Source organism: Streptomyces sp. NPDC043738 (assembly GCF_056436545.1).
In genome coordinates this window covers 12,997-29,602 of record NZ_JBWKCJ010000028.1, presented here as the reverse complement: position 1 = coordinate 29,602, position 16,606 = coordinate 12,997, and the positions used below count along the sequence as shown (strand labels likewise).

Sequence of the window (16,606 nt, the reverse complement as noted above, 5' to 3'; positions counted from 1 at the left end):
CCCACCCCAATGGCCTGGGGAACCGCCGCCCCCCCCCCCCCCACCCCCCCCCCCCCCCCCCCCGGCCCCCCCCCCCCCACCAACACCCCCCCCCCCCCCCCCCCCCCCCCCCCCCCCCCCCCCCCCCCCCCTCCGCTCAGGCGTGCCCGGTCAGCGGCCCGCGAGCTGTGCCAGCTTCCGGCCGGCCTTCAGGTACGCCACCCCGGCCGGGTCCGTCAGCTTCTCGGCCAGCACCTCGTTCAGCGGCCGGATCGCATCGGCCTCCGCGAGCACCACCGTCTGCTGGCCGTCCTCGCCCTCCACGACCAGCCGCAGCGCGTTCTGCTTGGCCAGCCGCCGCGCCGCCGAGGCGCTCGGCGTGAACTCCAGCACCTTGGTCAGCACCGTGGCCACCGTCTCCGCGCCGTGCTCGGCGACATCGACGACCGGCAGCGACTCCACATCGGAGAAGGACTTCTTGGAGAACTGCGCGACGAAACCGGCGCGCGCCGCCATCGCCGCCTCCAGGCCGTACAACGCGGCCACGACCTCGCCCGCGAGGATCTTCTTGAGGTCCATCGGGTGCAGCGAGCGGTCCGTGACCCTGCCCAGGACGAGCGCGATCTCCGCGTCCGTCCACTCCGTCCACGCCTTGAGGTACGGCTCCATCAGCCGGTCCGGCACCGACATGATCTTGCCGAAGACATCGTCGGCGGGCGCGTTCAGACCGACGTAGTTGCCCTTGGACTTGGACATCTTGGCGCCGGTGCCGTCCGTGCCCTCGATCAGCGGCATGGTCACCACCAGCTGCGGCCGCTGCCCGCGCAGCTCCATCAGCTTGCGGCCCATCTGCAGATTGAGCAGCTGGTCGGAGCCGCCCAGCTCGACATCGCACTCCAGCGCCACCGAGTCCAGGCCCTGCGCGATGGGGTAGAGCAGCTCCGTCATCGTCAGACCGGAGCCGGCCGCGAGCCGGTTGCGGAAGTCCTCGCGCTGCAGCAGCTGCGAGGCCGGCACCTGGGCGAGCAGCGCGAGCAGCTCGGGGAAGGTGTACGGCGCCAGCCACTCGCTGTTCTGCCGGAAGCTGACCTTCTCGAAGTCGAAGAAGGGGCGGACCTGTTCGCGGTAGGTGGCGAGGTTGTGCGCGATGTCCTCGTCGGTGAGCGGCGGGCGCTCGGCCGTACGTCCCGACGGGTCGCCGATCTTGGCGGTGAAGTCGCCGATGATCAGCGTGACGTCATGGCCGAGCCGCTGGAACCGGCTCAGGACGATCAGCGGTACCGCATGCCCCAGGTGCACATCGGTCGCCGTCGGGTCGATGCCCAGCTTGATGTGCAGACCCTTGCCGGCCGCCCGGCGCTCCTCGATCCGCTCGGCCAGCTTCTCCACGCCCGGCAGCACCTCGACCGTACGGGCCGCGATCAGCTCGGCCTGCTCCTTGGCGGGCAGGTCCGTCAGATCGAGATAGCGCCGGTCGCCCGTCTCCTCGAGCAGCTCCCGGACGGTGTCGTCCGAGGAGAGGTCGGCGGAGAGCAGAGTGCTGGCGCGGGCGACGGATTCGCCGAGGCGTGTCATGGCGTTCCTGATCGATCGTGGTTCCCAAACGGGAGGACAAGCCAGCAGTCTATTAGGCCGGGCGGGCAACTCCCGCGCCGTCGTACCCGCAGCCCGCCCCCGTGCGCCCGCAGCCCGCCGCCGTGCGCCCGCCGGGCGGCTCGCCGGCCGGGCGCCCCGGCTCACACTCCCTGGCTGACCGAGCTCATGTTGAAGTCCGGGACGCGCAGCGCGGGCATCGCCGCACGGGTGAAGTAGTCGCTCCACTCGCGCGGCAGGGTCCGCTCCGTTCGGCCCGCCTCCACCGTCCGGGACAGCAGGTCCACCGGCGACTCGTTGAACCGGAAGTTGTTGACCTCGCCGGTCACCTCGCCGTTCTCGACCAGATAGACGCCGTCCCGGGTCAGCCCGGTCAGCAGCAGCGTCGCCGGGTCGACCTCGCGGATGTACCACAGGCAGGTCAGCAGCAGCGCGGGACCGTCGTGCCCGGCGTCCGCGACCATCTCGTCCAGGGAGCGCGAACCACCGCCCTCCAGCAAGAGGTTGTCGATCGCCGGCGCCACCGGCAGGCCGGTCAGCCCGGCGCTGTGCCGGGTGGTCACCAGCCGGTTCAGCACCCCCTCGCGCACCCAGTCGGTGGCCGCGAGCGGCAGCCCGTTGTCGAAGACCGACGCGTCGTCCCCGGAGGAGTGCGCCAGCACGAACGGCGCGCACTCCAGACCGGCCGCCCCCGGGTCGCTGCGCAGCGTCAGCGGCAGCTCGCTGAGCCGCTCGCCGAGCCGGGTGCCGGCGCCGGGCCGCCCGGCGGTCTCCTCGGCCCCGGCCGGCCGGGAGAAGACCGTACGGCCCTCGGCGGCGTCCCGGGCCCCGGACGACCACAGCTGGTAGATCAGCAGATCGGCGACGGCGGTCGGCGGCAGCAGCGTCTCGTACCGCCCGGCGGGCAGCTCGATGCGCCGCTCGGCCCAGCCCAGCCGCCGGCCCAGCTCGGCGTCCAGCTCCCGCGGATCGACGTCGGTGAAGTCGCGGGTCGCCCGGCCGGCCCAGGCCGAGCGGGGCACCGCCCCGTCGGCACCCGGGGCCTTGGCGTTCAGCTCCAGCGTCCCGGTGGGCTGGTCGTGCCGCAGCCGCAGCCCGGCCGAGGTGCCCAGGTACGACGAGACCACGCCGTGGTGCGCGAAGCCGTACAGCTCACGGCCGCCGGAGCGGGCCTGCCCGAAGGCCTCCCCGAGGGCCGGCGCGAACGCCGCGAAGACGTCCGAGGAGGTCTCGGCGGGTGCGTCGGTGAAGTCGGCGGACGCCTTCTCGCCGCCGACCAGCGGCCGGGCGTCCTCGGCGGGGCCGGCGTCCCGCGCGGCCGCCTCCGCGGCCCGCACCAGCGCCTCCAGGTCGTCGGCGGTCACCGCCGAGCGGGAGACCATACCCGACGCGGTGCCCTGCCCGCCGTCCACCGTCGCCACGACCGTGAGGGTGCGGCCGCGGGTGACGCCGTTGGTGGTCAGCGCGTTGCCCGCCCAGCGCAGATTGGCGCTGGAGTGCTCGTCGGCGATGACCACACAGCCGTCGGCGCGGGACAGCTCCAGGGCCCGCTCGACGATCTCGTGCGGCCTGCTCGTACGGGGCGTACGCGTGCTCATCGACCGGCCTCCTGCATGGTGTTCACGGTGTTGACGCCCTCGGACCGGGCGGACGGACAGCGGAGCGGGACGGCGGTGGTGGTCGCCCGTGCAGAGACTACCCACCGGCCGCGGCGCCGACGGGGCGCCGTCATGCGCGCCCCGACTCGGCCGACGTGTTGAGGATGTTCACCCCCCGGAACAGCGCGGACGGGCAGCCGTGGGACACCGCGGCGACCTGTCCGGGCTGGGCCTTGCCGCAGTTGAAGGCGCCTCCGAGGACGTAGGTCTGCGGGCCGCCGAGCGCGGTCAGAGAGCCCCAGAACTCGGGGGTGACACCCTGGTAGGCGACGTCCCGGAGCTGCCCGCACAGGCGCCCGTTCCGGATCGCGTAGGCCCGCTGCTGGGTGAACTGGAAGTTGTAGCGCTGCATGTCGATCGACCAGGAGCGGTCGCCGACGACGTAGACGCCGCGCTCCACCCCGGCGATCAGCTCGTCGGTGGACGGCCCCTGCGGCGCCGGCCGCAGCGAGACGTTCGCCATCCGCTGGACCGGCACATGGCTCGGCGAGTCCGCGAACGCGCACCCGTTGGAGCGCGCGAAGCCCGTCAACTTCGCCATACGGCGGTCGAGTTGGTAGCCGACCAGGGTCCCGTCCTTCACCAGGTCCCAGGACTGCGCGGCCACTCCCTCGTCGTCGTAGCCGATCGTCGCCAGGCCGTGCTCGGCGGTCCGGTCGCCCGTCACGTTCATGATCTCGGAGCCGTACGCGAGCGTGCCGAGCCGGTCGAAGGTGGCGAACGAGGTCCCCGCGTACGCCGCCTCGTAACCCAGCGCCCGGTCCAGCTCGGTCGCGTGGCCGATCGACTCGTGGATCGTCAGCCAGAGGTTGGACGGATCCACCACCAGGTCGTACGCGCCGGCCTCGACGCTCGGTGCGCGCATCTTCTCGGCGAGGTGCTCCGGGATCCTGGCCAGCTCGTCGTCCCAGTCCCAGTGACCGCCGGTCAGGTACTCCCAGCCGCGCCCGACCGGCGGGGCGAGGGTGCGCATCGAGTCGAAGTCGCCGGCCGGATCCACCGCGACCGCGGTCAGCTGCGGATGCAGCCGGATGCGCTGCTGGGTGGTGCTGGTGCCCGCGGTGTCCGCGTAGAACTTGTTCTCCTGGACGGTCATCAGCGAGGCGTCCGCGTGGGCCACGCCCGGCGCGGCCAGCAGCCGGGCACTCCACTCCGCCAGCAGCCCGGTCTTCTCGGCGTCCGGCACGTCGAAGGGGTTGACCTCGTACGACGAGACCCAGGTGCGGTCCGGATGCGCCGGCTCCGCCGCCAGCTCCACCAGCCCACCCGTCGCCCACCGCCGCCCTTCGGCAGAAGCGCTCCGCGCTGCCCCTCCCGATTCCGCCGCCTCGGTCACCTTCGCCGACAGCTTCGCCATCGCCACCGCCTGCGAGGCCACCCGCGCCGCCGCGTCCATCGTCAGATCCACCCCGGACGCGAAGCCCCAGGCCCCGCCGTGCACCACCCGGACCGCGTAGCCGAGGTCGGTGCTGTCCGAGGTCCCCGAGGTACGGGCGTCCCGCAGCCGCCAGGAGGCGCCGCGGATCCGCTCCAGGCGGAAGTCCGCGTGGTCGGCGCCCAGCGCGCGGGCCCTGGCCAGCGCGGCATCGGCCAGCGCGCGCAGCGGCAGGGCCAGGAACGATTCGTCGAGGGCGTGGGCATGGGGTGCAGCAGGCAAAGCGTCCTCCCGTGGTCGGCGCCTGCATCATGCCCTGCGCCGCGTCCCCGGCCCAGAGGACACCGGCGCGTGCCACGGCGCGTCGGCGGCGTTCTGTGGGGACCCGACAGTGACCGGGCCGCTCGCCTGTCCGTGCTCGATTCCACGGAAGGGGCCGGTGACCGATAGTTTCGTATCGAACGCAGGACGGACAGAAAAGGGAAAGGGTGATCTCTTGAGCCGCTCGGTTCTGGTCACCGGAGGTAACCGCGGCATTGGCCTCGCCATCGCCCGTGCCTTCGCCGAGGCAGGCGACAAGGTCGCCATCACCTACCGCTCGGGTGAGCCCCCCGCCGGGTTCTTGGCCGTGAAGTGCGACATCACGGACAGCGAGCAGGTCGAGCAGGCGTACAAGGAGATCGAGGAGAAGCACGGTCCGGTCGAGGTGCTGGTGGCCAACGCCGGCGTCACCCGTGACCAGCTGCTGATGCGGATGTCCGAGGAGGACTTCACCTCGGTCCTGGAGACCAACCTCACCGGCACGTTCCGGGTGGTCAAGCGCGCCAACCGGGCGATGCTGCGGGCCCGTAAGGGACGCGTCGTGCTGATCTCGTCCGTGGTGGGCCTGATGGGCGGCGCCGGACAGGCGAACTACGCCGCTTCCAAGGCCGGTCTGGTGGGCTTCGCCCGCTCGCTCGCCCGGGAGCTGGGCAGCCGCAACATCACCGTCAACGTCGTCGCGCCGGGCTTCGTCGACACCGACATGACCCGGGTGCTCACCGACGAGCAGCGGGACAACATCGTCAAGCAGGTGCCGCTCGCGCGGTATGCGCAGCCCGAGGAGATCGCCTCCTCGGTCCGCTTCCTGGCCTCCGACGAGGCCGCGTACATCACCGGAGCCGTCATTCCCGTCGACGGCGGATTGGGCATGGGTCACTGATCAGCATGAGTGGAATCCTCGCAGGCAAGCGCATCCTGGTGACCGGAGTCCTCACCGAGGGGTCCATCGCCTTCCACGCGGCCAAGGTCGCGCAGGAGCAGGGCGCGGAGGTCGTTCTCACCGGCTTCGGGCGGGTCTCGCTCGTGGAGCGCATCGCCAAGCGGCTGCCCAAGCCGACCACGGTCATCGAGATGGACGTCACCAACCCGGAGCACCTGGACGGCCTGGCCGCCAAGGTCAGCGAGTACTTCGGTGACGACGAGGGCATCGACGGCATCGTGCACTCGATCGCTTTCGGCCCGCAGGGCGCCTTCAACTTCCTGGAGGCCGACTGGGAGGACGTCTCGACCGCGCTGCAGGTCTCCTCGTACTCGCTGAAGTCGCTGACCATGGCGCTGCTGCCGCTGATGGAGAAGCGCGGCGGCGGCTCGGTCGTCGGCATCACCTTCGACGGGTCGATCGCCTGGCCGAAGTACGACTGGATGGGCGTCGCCAAGGCCGCCCTGGAGTCCACCGGGCGTTACCTGGCCCGTGACCTGGGCGGGCGGAACATCCGCGTCAACATGGTCTCGGCCGGCCCGATCAAGTCGATGGCCGCCAAGTCCATCCCGGGCTTCGAGGAGCTGGCGGACGTCTGGAACCACCGCGCGCCGATCGGCTGGGACCTGGCCGACCCGGAGCCGGCGGGCCGTGGCGTCGTCGGTCTGCTCTCGGACTTCTTCCCGAAGACGACCGGTGAGATCGTGCACGTCGACGGCGGCGTGCACATGATGGGCGCCTGACGCCCCGATCCCGATCACGTCCGTACTGCCCGTCCCGGCCACCGGGGCGGGCAGTACGCGTTGCGGCGGGCGGTACGGCCGGGGGCGCGGGGGCGCGGCCTTGGGGGGCACGGGGGTGCGGCCCGCAGGAGTCGGGAATACCGCCCGCGCCCGCCCCGTTGTGGCCCCGCAGGGGGCGCCGGCATCCCCTACGGGAGCCGTTCGATCCCCCCTTAGGGCCCTAAGGCCCCAAGGGCCCCGCCCCCTCAGCCCCCCCGATACACCTGAGAGCCCCAGTACGGCGCTCAGGGCCCCGGCACGGCCAGCCGACAGCCGAAGGGGTGCGCGCCCGCCTCGGCGGCGGCCAGCTCCGCGTCGCCCGCGCGGATCGCCTCCACCAGCCGGGAGTGGTCCATGTGCGCCTCCGGGCGCAGCTCCTCGCCGACATCGGCGCGCAGGAAGTCGCGCAGCACGCCGCCGAGGTCGGCGTAGATCTCGGCCAGCACCTCGTTGTGCGAAGCCGACACGATCGCCATGTGCAAGGTCGCGTCCGCCTCCACGAAGGCCTCGGCCGCACCGGACTCCCAGGCGGCCTCGCGCCGCTCCAGCAGCGTGTCGATCTGCCGCAGGTCCTGGTCGGTGCGGCGGCGGGCGGCGAGCCGGGCGGCGCTCGCCTCCAGGGCGCTGCGCAGCTCGGCGACGTGCTCGGGCTCGGCGGCCGCGAACCGGCGGTTCATCACCCCGGCCAGCTCGCTGGTCGCCACCACATAGGTGCCCGAGCCCTGTCGGATGTCCAGCAGCCCGTTGTGGGCCAGGGCCCGCACCGCCTCGCGGACGGTGTTGCGGGCCACGCCGAGCTGCTCGACGAGTTCCGGCTCGGTCGGGATACGGGATCCCACCGGCCACTCACCGGAGGTGATCTGGGCGCGCAGCTGCGCGATCACCTGGTCGGCCAGCGCGGACCGGCGGGGCGAGGTCAGAGGCACAACTGCGCTCCGGGGTGCGGGGGTGGACAGGCGGTGGTGCGGCGCCCGCAGGGCCGTCGCGGCCCCCGGTGCCGCCCGGGACAGCCGAGGCTAGCGATAACGGCTGGACAACCATTCATCCCATGATTCTATGATGGCGTCCATGGCAGACGAAGACCTCGCGACCCTCGGCCCGGCAGCCGGGCCCCGCACGACCTCCACCGCCTCGCGCTCCGAGGGCACCGGCCCGCAGGCGGGGCCGGGTGTGCCCGGTGCGGCCGCCGCGGAGAGCGGGCGGGCGGGCGGCGCCGTCGGCCGCTGGCTGCCGTGGATCGTGACGGCCGGGATCGTCCTCGCGGCGCTCAACCTCCGCCCGGCCATCACCAGCCTCGGCCCGCTCATGGCGGAGGTCCGAGCGAGCCTCGGCATGAGCGCCAGCGTCGCCGGACTGCTGACGTCCGTACCGGCCATGTGCTTCGCGGCCTTCGGTATCGCCGCGCCCCGGCTGGCCCGGCGCTGGGGGCCCGGCGCGATCGTCTGCGCCGGGATGGGCGCGATCGCCCTGGGCGTCGCGCTGCGCCCGTTCGCGGGCGGCACCGGCGGCTTCCTGGCCGCCAGCGCGCTCGCCCTGGCCGGCATCGCGGTCAGCAATGTGCTGATGCCGGTCGTGATCAAGAGCTGGTTCCCCGAGCGGGTCGGCCCGATGACCGGGCTGTACTCGATGGCGCTGGCCCTTGGGACCTCGCTCGCCGCGGCGCTCACCGTGCCCATCACCGAGGGGCTGGGCGGCAGTTGGCGGATCGGCCTGGCGGTGTGGGCGGCGCTCGCCGCGGTCGCGGCGCTGCCTTGGCTGGCGGTGCTGCGGCAGCGCGGGGCCGCCTCCGACCCGGCCGCGGGTGGCGAGCGCCCCGAGGAGGCGCCGGTCCGGATCACCTCGTCGCCGACCGCCTGGGCGCTGGCCGTCTTCTTCGGGCTGCAGGCCACCGCCGCGTACATCACCATGGGCTGGATGCCGCAGATCTTCCGCGACGCCGGGGTCTCGGCGGGGACCGCGGGCGTGCTGCTCGCCGTCACGATGGCCATGGGTGTGCCGCTCTCCTTCGTCCTGCCGCGGCTGGCGTCCCGGATGCGGCACCAGGGCCCGCTCGCGGTGGCGCTCGGCCTGTGCGGTCTGGCGGGCTACGCCGGGCTGTGGCTGGCCCCGGCCGCCGGCGCCTGGGCCTGGGCGCTGCTGATGGGCGTCTCCAACTGTGCGTTCCCGTTGGCCCTGACCATGATCGGGATGCGCTCGACCAGCTCCGCCGGCGTCGTCAAGCTCTCGGCCTTCGCGCAGAGCGTCGGCTATCTGATCTCCATTCCCGGGCCGCAGCTGGTCGGCACGCTCTACGACCACAGCGGCGGCTGGGGGCTGCCGATCGCGCTGATGGCGGGGCTGATGGTGCCGCAGATCGCGGTGGGTGTGCTGGCGGGCCGGGACCGCCGGATCGAGGACGAGACCTGAGTGGGACACTGGGCGCATGCCAGTGCTCGAACCGAATCCGCAGGGCAGCCAGAAGAAGCTGCTCCTCGTGCTGGGCCTCATGCTCGGCGTGACCGTCGTCGTCGCGATCGTGGCGAGTATCGCCGCTCCGTGAGCCGCCCGCGGCCCGGCCCGCGGGTCCGCCGGCGGGCCCCGGGTGGGGGTGTCCCCACCCTCCCCTAGGGGGTCGGCTTCAGGGGTAAGTGGGTGGTTTCCCGGGTGGGAACGGCCGCCGGTGATCCGTAGCTTCGAAGTACACCGCACACAGCGGTGGGCGCGCCGCGGCCGCGGCCGCGCAGCCCTTCGACACCGCCACGGAGGCGATCCGCATGTCCGCCGCGTCCAGCCCGTCACCCGCGGTCAGCCGGTCACCCGCAGCCAAGGCCCGCCGCCTGCGGACGCGGCTGCCGTGGTGGGCGCTGGCCCTGCCCGCGGCCTCGTTCACAGCCCTGCTGGCGCTGATGGCGAGCGCCTCCGAGGCGAGCGCGGCGAGCCCCCCGCAGGGCCTGACGTGGCTGCTGGAGGCCCTTGCCCGGATCATCCCCATAGGTGTCTGACGACCGCCCGCGCCCCGCGTCACCCGGCAGAGGGGAGCGCTCCAACACCCCGCGCCCCGTGCCGTCTTTCGTGCGAAGCTGGGACGCATGAGCGCCGATACACCCCGCCGGATTGTCCTCCTCCGACACGCCAAGGCCGAATGGTCGGACACCGACGACCATGAGCGTCCGCTTGCGGACCGCGGCCGCAAGGATGCCCCGGTGGCCGGCCGCTGGCTGGCCGGGGCCGGGATCAACCCCGATCTGACCCTGTGCTCGACGTCCGTACGCACCCGCGAGACGTGGAAACTCGCCGTCCATGAACTCCCCGAGCGGCCCAGGACCGTCTATGACGAGCGGATCTACGAAGCGTCCCTGGGCGAGCTCATCGCGCTGCTGAACGAGACCTCCGACGAGGTCGACGACCTGATGCTGGTCGGCCACAACCCGGGCGTGCACGCGCTCGCCGACGCGCTCGCCGGTGAGTCCGACGGCGATCTGCTGCCGCGGATGAACCGCAGCGGCTTCCCGACCGCCTCGATGGCCGTGATCAGCTTCAACGGCTCGTGGAAGTCGGTCGAGCACGGCGTCGGACGGCTGGTCGCGTACTGGACACCGCACGAGTGATCCCGCCGCCTTCGCGCGCGCAGCGGGCGCGGAAGGCGGCCCGGACACGACGGGAGGGCCCCGGCAGCCGTGTGCCGGGGCCCTCCCGTATGTCCGTCTCGGACGGGGTGCGCGTCATGCCCTGGTCGGGTGCGTGCGCGCGCTGCGCTCACTCGGCGTGGGTGTCCGCCGCCTCGACCTCTTCGCGGGTGACACCCAGCAGATACAGCACGGTGTCCAGGAACGGAACGTTCACGGCCGTGTGCGCCGCCTGGCGCACCACCGGCTTGGCGTTGAAGGCCACGCCGAGGCCCGCCGTGTTGAGCATGTCGAGGTCGTTGGCCCCGTCGCCGATGGCCACGGTCTGGTCGAGCGGCACCCCGGCCTGGTGTGCGAAGTCCCGCAGCAGCCTGGCCTTGCCGGCCCGGTCCACGATGTCACCGGTGACCCGGCCGGTCAGCTTGCCGTCGACGATCTCCAGGGTGTTGGCGGAGGCGAAGTCCAGCCCCAGCTCGTCCTTGAGCGCATCGGTGACCTGGGTGAAACCGCCTGACACGACGCCGACTTGATAGCCGAGCCGCTTGAGGGTCCGCACCAGGGTCCGGGCGCCGGGGGTGAGACGTACCTCCTTGCGCACGGCCTCGACCACCGACTCGTCGAGCCCGCCGAGCAGCTCGACCCGGGCGTGCAGGGACTGCTCGAAGTCCAGCTCGCCGCGCATCGCGGCGGCGGTCACCTCGGCCACCTCCGCCTCGCAGCCGGCGTGCGCCGCGAACAGCTCGATGACCTCGTCCTGGATCAGCGTCGAGTCGACGTCCATCACGACCAGCCGCTGGGCCCTGCGCTGCAGCCCGGCCGCCACCACGGCGACGTCCACACCCAGCTGCGCGGCCTCCAGCGCCAGGGCGGTGCGCAGCGTCTCGGTGGCCGTGCCGGACACCGCGAATTCCACGGCGGTCACCGGATACTTGGCAAGGCGGAAAATACGGTCGATATTGCCACCGGTGGCCGTTATGGCGGCGGCGATGGCGGCGGTGGACTCCGCGGTGAGCGGGTGTCCCAGCACGGTGACGTGCGAACGTCCGGTGCCGCGCGGACGGTTGTCGCCCCGGCCGGAGATGATCTCCGCCTGGAGGTTCAGCGACTCGGCCCAGCTGTGCACCGTGGCCCGCAGGTCGCCTTCGGAGGAGCCCGAGGCGCCCTTGGCGGGGGAGGGGGTGGTGACCAGTGCGCACAGCGTGATGCGCCCTCGGGTCACCACCTGCTCGATGTCCACGACATCGACGGAGTAGGCGGCGAGGGTGTCGAAGAGACCTGCGGTGATGCCGGGCCGGTCCTTCCCGAAGATCTTCACGAGGAGGGTCGGTACGTCGTCGCCCGGGACGGCGGTGGCAGGCGGGATCTGCGATGCGCTCATGGTGCCCTTACGGTAACCGCCGGGCCGTCGCGCCCGTACGGGTGTCCGGGGTTCGGACCGCCGCGGCCCGTGCCCGCGCGCACCCGCACACCGGCGCTCCGCCCCGGATGCCTCCGTCGATCGTTATGGAGTCGTGTCCGTTCCCCTCCGGGGCGTGGTCGCACCGCCGGAACGCCAACGCCCTTGCGGCGGTGACACGTTCGGGCCGATAACGGAACGCAACCGCGACAGTCGGCGGTGTCGATCATGGATTTGTCCGCTCCATCCCATAATGCGGCCTCCGAGGCGGACGCGCATCGCGTCCGGGACGGGGCCGACCGTGCCCCGCCGGACACCGGGGCGTCCGGGAACGCCCTTAATCCGGTGATCCCTGCGCATCCATGGGTTCTTCCCGCGCTCCGGGGGAGTTTGGCGGGCCGCCCGCACGAGCCGTCCGCACCCCGGTCCCGTCCCGGTTTCCGGTCCACGGGCCGAGCCTGAAATAGTTCCTCACGATGTTCGCCATCCCTAGACTTCCCATACAGGGCGTCACTCGGGGGACTATGTAATGGGGCATGGAGTGCCTGAACTCGTACTCGAATTGAACGGAAGGACCTGGACGCTCGACCCGTCCCGGTCCTACAACGTGGGCCGTGATCCGCAGGGCGACATGGTGCTCGACGACGCCAGGGTCTCCTGGCGCCACGCCACCGTGCGGTGGGCCGGCCGCAGCTGGATCATCGAAGACCAGGGCAGCACCAACGGCACCTACGTCCAGGGCCAGCGGATCCACCAGATGGAGGTCGGCCCGGGCTCGACCGTGCACCTGGGCAACGCCACCGACGGCCCCCGGGTGACCCTGTCCGCCGCGGCGCCGGCCGCCGACGCCTTCCAGGCGCAGCCCGCGATGACGCCGCAGCAGCAGGCCGCGCAGGGCTGGCAGGCGCCGCCCGCGCACCAGCCGCCGGCCCAGCAGCCGCCCGTACAGCACCAGCCGCCCGCCCAGCAGGGCTGGCAGGCGCCGCCGCAGGGCCAGCAGCCGCCGTACGTCCCGCCGCAGCAGCAGGCCGGGCAGCCCCAGCAGGCCCAGCAGCGCCCCGCGCAGCGGCCGGCCGGCGCACCCGTCCAGGGCGACCGCAGCCCGACCACGTTCCACCGCCTCGACACGGGCCGGGTGATGCGGATCGGCCGTGCGCTGGAGAACGAGCTGGTCGTCTCCGACCTCCAGGTCTCCCGCCACCACGCCGAGTTCCGCGCCACCCCCGACGGCCGCTTCGAGATCCGCGACCTGGGCAGCCACAACGGCACCTACGTCAACGGCCAGCCGGTCACCAAGTCCGGTACCGCGCTGATCGGCCCGAACGACATCATCGGCGTCGGCCACTCCACCTTCCGGCTGGTCGGCGACCGCCTGGAGGAGTTCGTCGACACCGGCGAGGTCTCCTTCTCGGCCCGCCACCTCACCGTCACCGTCGAGGGCGGCAAGCAGATCCTCAAGGACGTCTCCTTCGGCGTCCCGGAGAAGTCGCTGGTCGCGGTCATCGGCCCGTCCGGCTCCGGCAAGTCGACGCTGCTCAAGGCGCTGACCGGCTACCGCCCCGCCGACCAGGGCGACGTCCTCTACGACAACCGGAACCTCTACAAGCAGTTCGCCGAGCTGCGTCAGCGCATCGGTCTGGTCCCGCAGGACGACATCCTGCACAAGGAGCTGACCGTCCAGAAGGCGCTGCGCTACGCGGCCAAGCTCCGCTTCCCCGGTGACACCGCGGAGGCCGAGCGCGAGGCCCGGATCGACGAGGTGCTGCACGAGCTCAAGCTCCATGTGCACAAGGAGAAGAAGGTCACCTCGCTCTCCGGCGGCCAGCGCAAGCGCGTCTCGGTGGCCCTGGAGCTGCTGACCAAGCCGTCGCTGATCTTCCTCGACGAGCCGACCTCCGGCCTCGACCCGGGCATGGACCGCGATGTCATGCAGCTGCTGCGCGGCCTCGCCGACGACGGCCGCACGGTCCTGGTCGTCACCCACTCCGTGGCCGAACTCGCCCTCTGCGACAAGCTGCTGGTGATGGCCCCCGGTGGTGGCGTGGCCTACTTCGGTCCGCCCGAGGAGGCGCTGAACTTCTTCCAGTACGAGACCTGGGCGGATGTCTTCTCAGCCTTCGAGAACTACCGCGACTACGACTGGATGGGCCGCTGGCGCGGCTCCCCGCACTACCAGATGTACGCCGCGGACATCGACGCCGTCGCCCCGCAGTCGGTGGCGATCCAGCCGCCGCCGGCCCGGATGCAGAAGTCCCAGAGCTGGGGCTCGCAGCTGTGGACGCTGATGCGGCGCTATGTCTCGGTGCTCGCCTCCGACCGCGGCTTCCTGGGGCTGATGGTGATCCTGCCGGCGGTCCTCGGTGTGGTCTCGATGCTGATCCCCAGCGACTACGGCCTCGGGTACGGCCCGCTGAACAAGCACCGCACCAACCGCGACGCGAGCACGATCATGCTGATCCTCGCAGTCGGCATGTGCTTCTCGGGTGCGGCCAACTCGGTCCGTGAGCTGATCAAGGAGCGGGTCATCTACGAGCGGGAACGGGCCACCGGTCTGTCGCGCTCGGCGTACCTGATGTCGAAGGTGATCGTGCTCGGTGTGGTCACGGCCATCCAGGGCGTGATCATCGCGGCGATCGGCTTCTCGACCCGGAACATGCCCGCCGAGGGTCTGGTGGTCCAGAACGCCCCGGCCATCGAGATGGCGCTGGCGATCATCGCGCTGGGCTTCACCTCGATGATGTTCGGCCTGATCATCTCCGCGCTGGTCAAGACCGCCGAGAAGACCATGCCGCTGCTGGTCATGTTCGCGATCGTCCAGGTCGTCTTCACCGGAGTGCTCTTCCAGCTGTTCGACACCCCGGGCGTCGCCCAGTTCGCCTGGCTGATGCCGTCGCGCTGGGCCGTCGCCGCGATGGGCGCGACCGGCGACATGAACACCCTGCTGCCGTGGGAGCTGGGCAACCCCGACCCGCTGTGGAAGCACCAGACCGGCGTCTACGTGATGGACATGATCATCCTGATCAGCCTGGGCGTCGCACTCGCCTTCGTCGTCGCGCGGCTGCTGCGCCGCCACGAGCCGGAGGTCATGCGCAAGTAGCGCGTCTGGCGGCACAACGCCCGAGGGGCGGCACCCGGTGTTCGGGTGCCGCCCCTCGGGCGTGCTGCGCCGTGTGCGCGGACCGCGTGAACCAGCGGCTCAGTAGGCCGAGTTGACGTTGTCCATCGAGCCGTACTTGTCGGCCGCGTAGTTGCAGGCGGCGGTGATGTTGGCGACCGGGTCGTAGATGTTCCAGGACGTGCCCTCGACGTGCCACGTCTTGAAGGTCGGGTCGATGACCTGCAGCAGGCCCTTGGACGGGATGCCGTTCTGGGCGTTGATGTCCCAGAGGTTGATGGCCATCGGGTTACCGCTCGACTCCCGGATGATGTTCCGGTAGATGCCGTTGTAGGAGCCGGGGATGCCCTTCTTCGCCATGACGTCCAGCGACTCGCGGATCCAGCCGTCGAGGTTGTCCGGGTAGGTCTTGACGGCCGGCTTCGGCGCGGCGGCGGGGATCGCGGTGCGTACGGCGGACCGGCTCGCGGCCTGCTTCGCCTTGCGCGCCTTCTCGGCCTTGGCCTTCGCCTCGGCGGCGGCCTTCGCCTTCGCGGCCTTCTCGGCGGCGGCCTTCTTGGCGGCGGCCTCGGCCTTGCCCTTGGCGGCGGACTTGTCGGCCTGCTGGGTGATGGTGGCCTGCTGGGTCTTGGCGGCGGTGTCCACCGCGGCGAAGGCAACCGGCTTGACGTTCTCGACGGCGTCGGCCTGGGCCTTGCCCTGCTCGGCGTCGGCCCCCGGGACAATGCTGAAGACCAGTGCGGCGGCACCGGCGGCGGCGACACCGGCGACGGAGAGCTTGTGCGTCCGGGTCAGGCGGTTCAGACCAGAGATGGCGTGCTTAGGCATGGCGGGACAGACCTTCCGATGGGGGACATCGCACGGGCCCTGAGCGGCGGCGAACGCCGAGTCATGAACCACGGCGCCGAGCGACGGGAGCCATTCTTAGCGGCCGAAAATTGCCCCGGCAAAGGTGTGACGTACGATCCCGGTTAGTGGAACCCTGGGCGGGAATATTGCGTCCCGTACCGTCATTTCCCAGCTCACGCCCTATTTGGGGGACCACTAACCCGGGTCGTAAGTGATGTGCGTCCTATTAGCGGCGTCACACCACGGAACGGTTTATCTCGCCAGACGTAATTGCAAACGCACAGTCCGTAGAGGTCAGATCTCCACCATGACCTGGTCCAGGGACTTTCGGATCAAATCGGGCACTTCGCACTCCGGGGCGGGATATCCCACCGGAATCACCGCGAACGCCTTCTCGTTGGCGGGCCGCCCCAGCGCCTCCCGCAGGAAGCGCATCGGGCTGGGCGTGTGCACCAGCGCCGCCAGCCCCGACAGATGCAGCGCGGACAGCAGCATGCCGACCGCGATGCCCACCGACTCGTCCACGTAGTAGTGCTTGCGCCTGCTGCCGTCCTCACCCAGCCAGTGCCGCTGCTGGAAGACGACGATCAGCTGCGGGGCATCGGTCAGATGCGGCTTGACCTCGTCCGTGCCCAGCGGCCGCAGCGCCGCCAGCCACTCCTCGCCCAGCCGCCCCCCATAGGACACCCGCTCCTCCGCCTCGGCCGCCGCCCTGATCCTCCGGCGCACCTCGGGGTCCTTGACCAGGACGAACGTCCAGGGCTGCTGATGCGCCCCGGACGGCGCGGTGGCCGCACAGGCGATCGCGTCCCGCACCACCTGCTCCGGAACCGGCTCGGCGGCGAACTGGCGGACCGTGCGCCGCCGGGCCATCCGCTCGCGCAGCTCGGCGGCGCGGGCCAGCGACTCGGCCGCGGGCATCCGCTCGGGCCGGTAGGGGACCGGCCGGTAGGGCGCGCCGTGGGTCGGCGTCCAGGGTGTCGTTGCGTCTGACTGCGTTGGTTGCGACATACA

At 71.7% G+C, this 16,606-nt stretch carries 14 protein-coding genes; 7 read left to right on the top strand and 7 right to left on the bottom strand.

The annotated features are described in order from the left end of the window. Nucleotides 1-150: 150 nt before the first annotated feature. The 3 genes from tyrS to AC0680_RS29490 all read right to left on the bottom strand — a co-directional run bounded on the left by tyrS (nt 151) and on the right by AC0680_RS29490 (nt 4,887). Nucleotides 151-1,554: a tyrosine--tRNA ligase gene (tyrS, locus tag AC0680_RS29500; RefSeq protein ID WP_478634642.1), complete on the bottom strand. Its 1,404-nt coding sequence runs from the start codon at nt 1,552-1,554 to the stop codon at nt 151-153. Nucleotides 1,555-1,715: 161 nt separating this feature from the next. Continuing rightward, the gene (locus AC0680_RS29495; RefSeq protein WP_478634639.1) at nt 1,716-3,170 is read right to left on the bottom strand and encodes a metallopeptidase TldD-related protein; all 1,455 of its coding nucleotides are present in this window, start codon (nt 3,168-3,170) and stop codon (nt 1,716-1,718) included. 130 nt (nt 3,171-3,300) lie between these two features. Beyond that, on the bottom strand, nt 3,301-4,887 hold the full coding sequence (locus AC0680_RS29490; RefSeq protein ID WP_478634636.1) for a TldD/PmbA family protein: 1,587 nt from the start codon (nt 4,885-4,887) through the stop codon (nt 3,301-3,303). A gap of 214 nt (nt 4,888-5,101) precedes the next feature. Here AC0680_RS29490 and fabG point away from each other — a divergent pair, with 214 nt between their 5' ends. Further along, nucleotides 5,102-5,806 carry a 3-oxoacyl-[acyl-carrier-protein] reductase gene (fabG, locus tag AC0680_RS29485; RefSeq protein WP_384441731.1) on the top strand — a complete coding sequence of 235 codons (705 nt, stop codon included), beginning with the start codon at nt 5,102-5,104 and terminating at the stop codon, nt 5,804-5,806. A gap of 5 nt (nt 5,807-5,811) precedes the next feature. Then, nucleotides 5,812-6,588, top strand: a complete 777-nt coding sequence (gene fabI, locus AC0680_RS29480) for an enoyl-ACP reductase FabI (RefSeq protein ID WP_467660390.1) — start codon at nt 5,812-5,814, stop codon at nt 6,586-6,588. Between the two features lie 284 nt (nt 6,589-6,872). Here the strand turns inward: fabI and AC0680_RS29475 are convergent, their stop codons facing one another. Further along, nucleotides 6,873-7,553: a FadR/GntR family transcriptional regulator gene (locus AC0680_RS29475; RefSeq protein WP_478634633.1), complete on the bottom strand. Its 681-nt coding sequence runs from the start codon at nt 7,551-7,553 to the stop codon at nt 6,873-6,875. Nucleotides 7,554-7,695: 142 nt separating this feature from the next. On the opposite strand from AC0680_RS29475, the gene AC0680_RS29470 reads away from it, so the two are divergent. The 4 genes from AC0680_RS29470 to AC0680_RS29455 all read left to right on the top strand — a co-directional run bounded on the left by AC0680_RS29470 (nt 7,696) and on the right by AC0680_RS29455 (nt 10,214). Next, on the top strand, nt 7,696-9,033 hold the full coding sequence (locus AC0680_RS29470) for a CynX/NimT family MFS transporter (RefSeq protein WP_478634630.1): 1,338 nt from the start codon (nt 7,696-7,698) through the stop codon (nt 9,031-9,033). 16 nt (nt 9,034-9,049) lie between these two features. Further along, the gene (locus tag AC0680_RS29465; protein ID WP_258017738.1) at nt 9,050-9,166 is read left to right on the top strand and encodes an SGM_5486 family transporter-associated protein; all 117 of its coding nucleotides are present in this window, start codon (nt 9,050-9,052) and stop codon (nt 9,164-9,166) included. Nucleotides 9,167-9,380: 214 nt separating this feature from the next. Then, nucleotides 9,381-9,608 (top strand): hypothetical protein, encoded by a 228-nt coding sequence (locus tag AC0680_RS29460; RefSeq protein ID WP_478634627.1) that lies wholly within the window; start codon nt 9,381-9,383, stop codon nt 9,606-9,608. Between the two features lie 87 nt (nt 9,609-9,695). Next, nucleotides 9,696-10,214: a SixA phosphatase family protein gene (locus AC0680_RS29455; RefSeq protein ID WP_393501123.1), complete on the top strand. Its 519-nt coding sequence runs from the start codon at nt 9,696-9,698 to the stop codon at nt 10,212-10,214. Nucleotides 10,215-10,362: 148 nt separating this feature from the next. On the opposite strand, the gene serB is transcribed toward AC0680_RS29455, so the two are convergent. Continuing rightward, entirely contained in the window at nt 10,363-11,610 is a 1,248-nt protein-coding gene (gene serB, locus AC0680_RS29450; protein WP_478634624.1) for a phosphoserine phosphatase SerB, read from the bottom strand. A gap of 547 nt (nt 11,611-12,157) precedes the next feature. Here serB and AC0680_RS29445 point away from each other — a divergent pair. Beyond that, entirely contained in the window at nt 12,158-14,725 is a 2,568-nt protein-coding gene (locus AC0680_RS29445) for an ABC transporter ATP-binding protein/permease (RefSeq protein WP_478634621.1), read from the top strand. 99 nt (nt 14,726-14,824) lie between these two features. Here the strand turns inward: AC0680_RS29445 and AC0680_RS29440 are convergent, their stop codons facing one another. After that, the gene (locus AC0680_RS29440) at nt 14,825-15,571 is read right to left on the bottom strand and encodes a transglycosylase SLT domain-containing protein (protein WP_478634618.1); all 747 of its coding nucleotides are present in this window, start codon (nt 15,569-15,571) and stop codon (nt 14,825-14,827) included. A 315-nt stretch (nt 15,572-15,886) separates the two neighbouring features. Then, a complete protein-coding gene (locus AC0680_RS29435; protein WP_478634615.1) occupies nt 15,887-16,603 on the bottom strand; it encodes a nitroreductase family protein in 717 nt (238 codons plus the stop codon). Between the last annotated feature and the right edge of the window lie 3 nt (nt 16,604-16,606).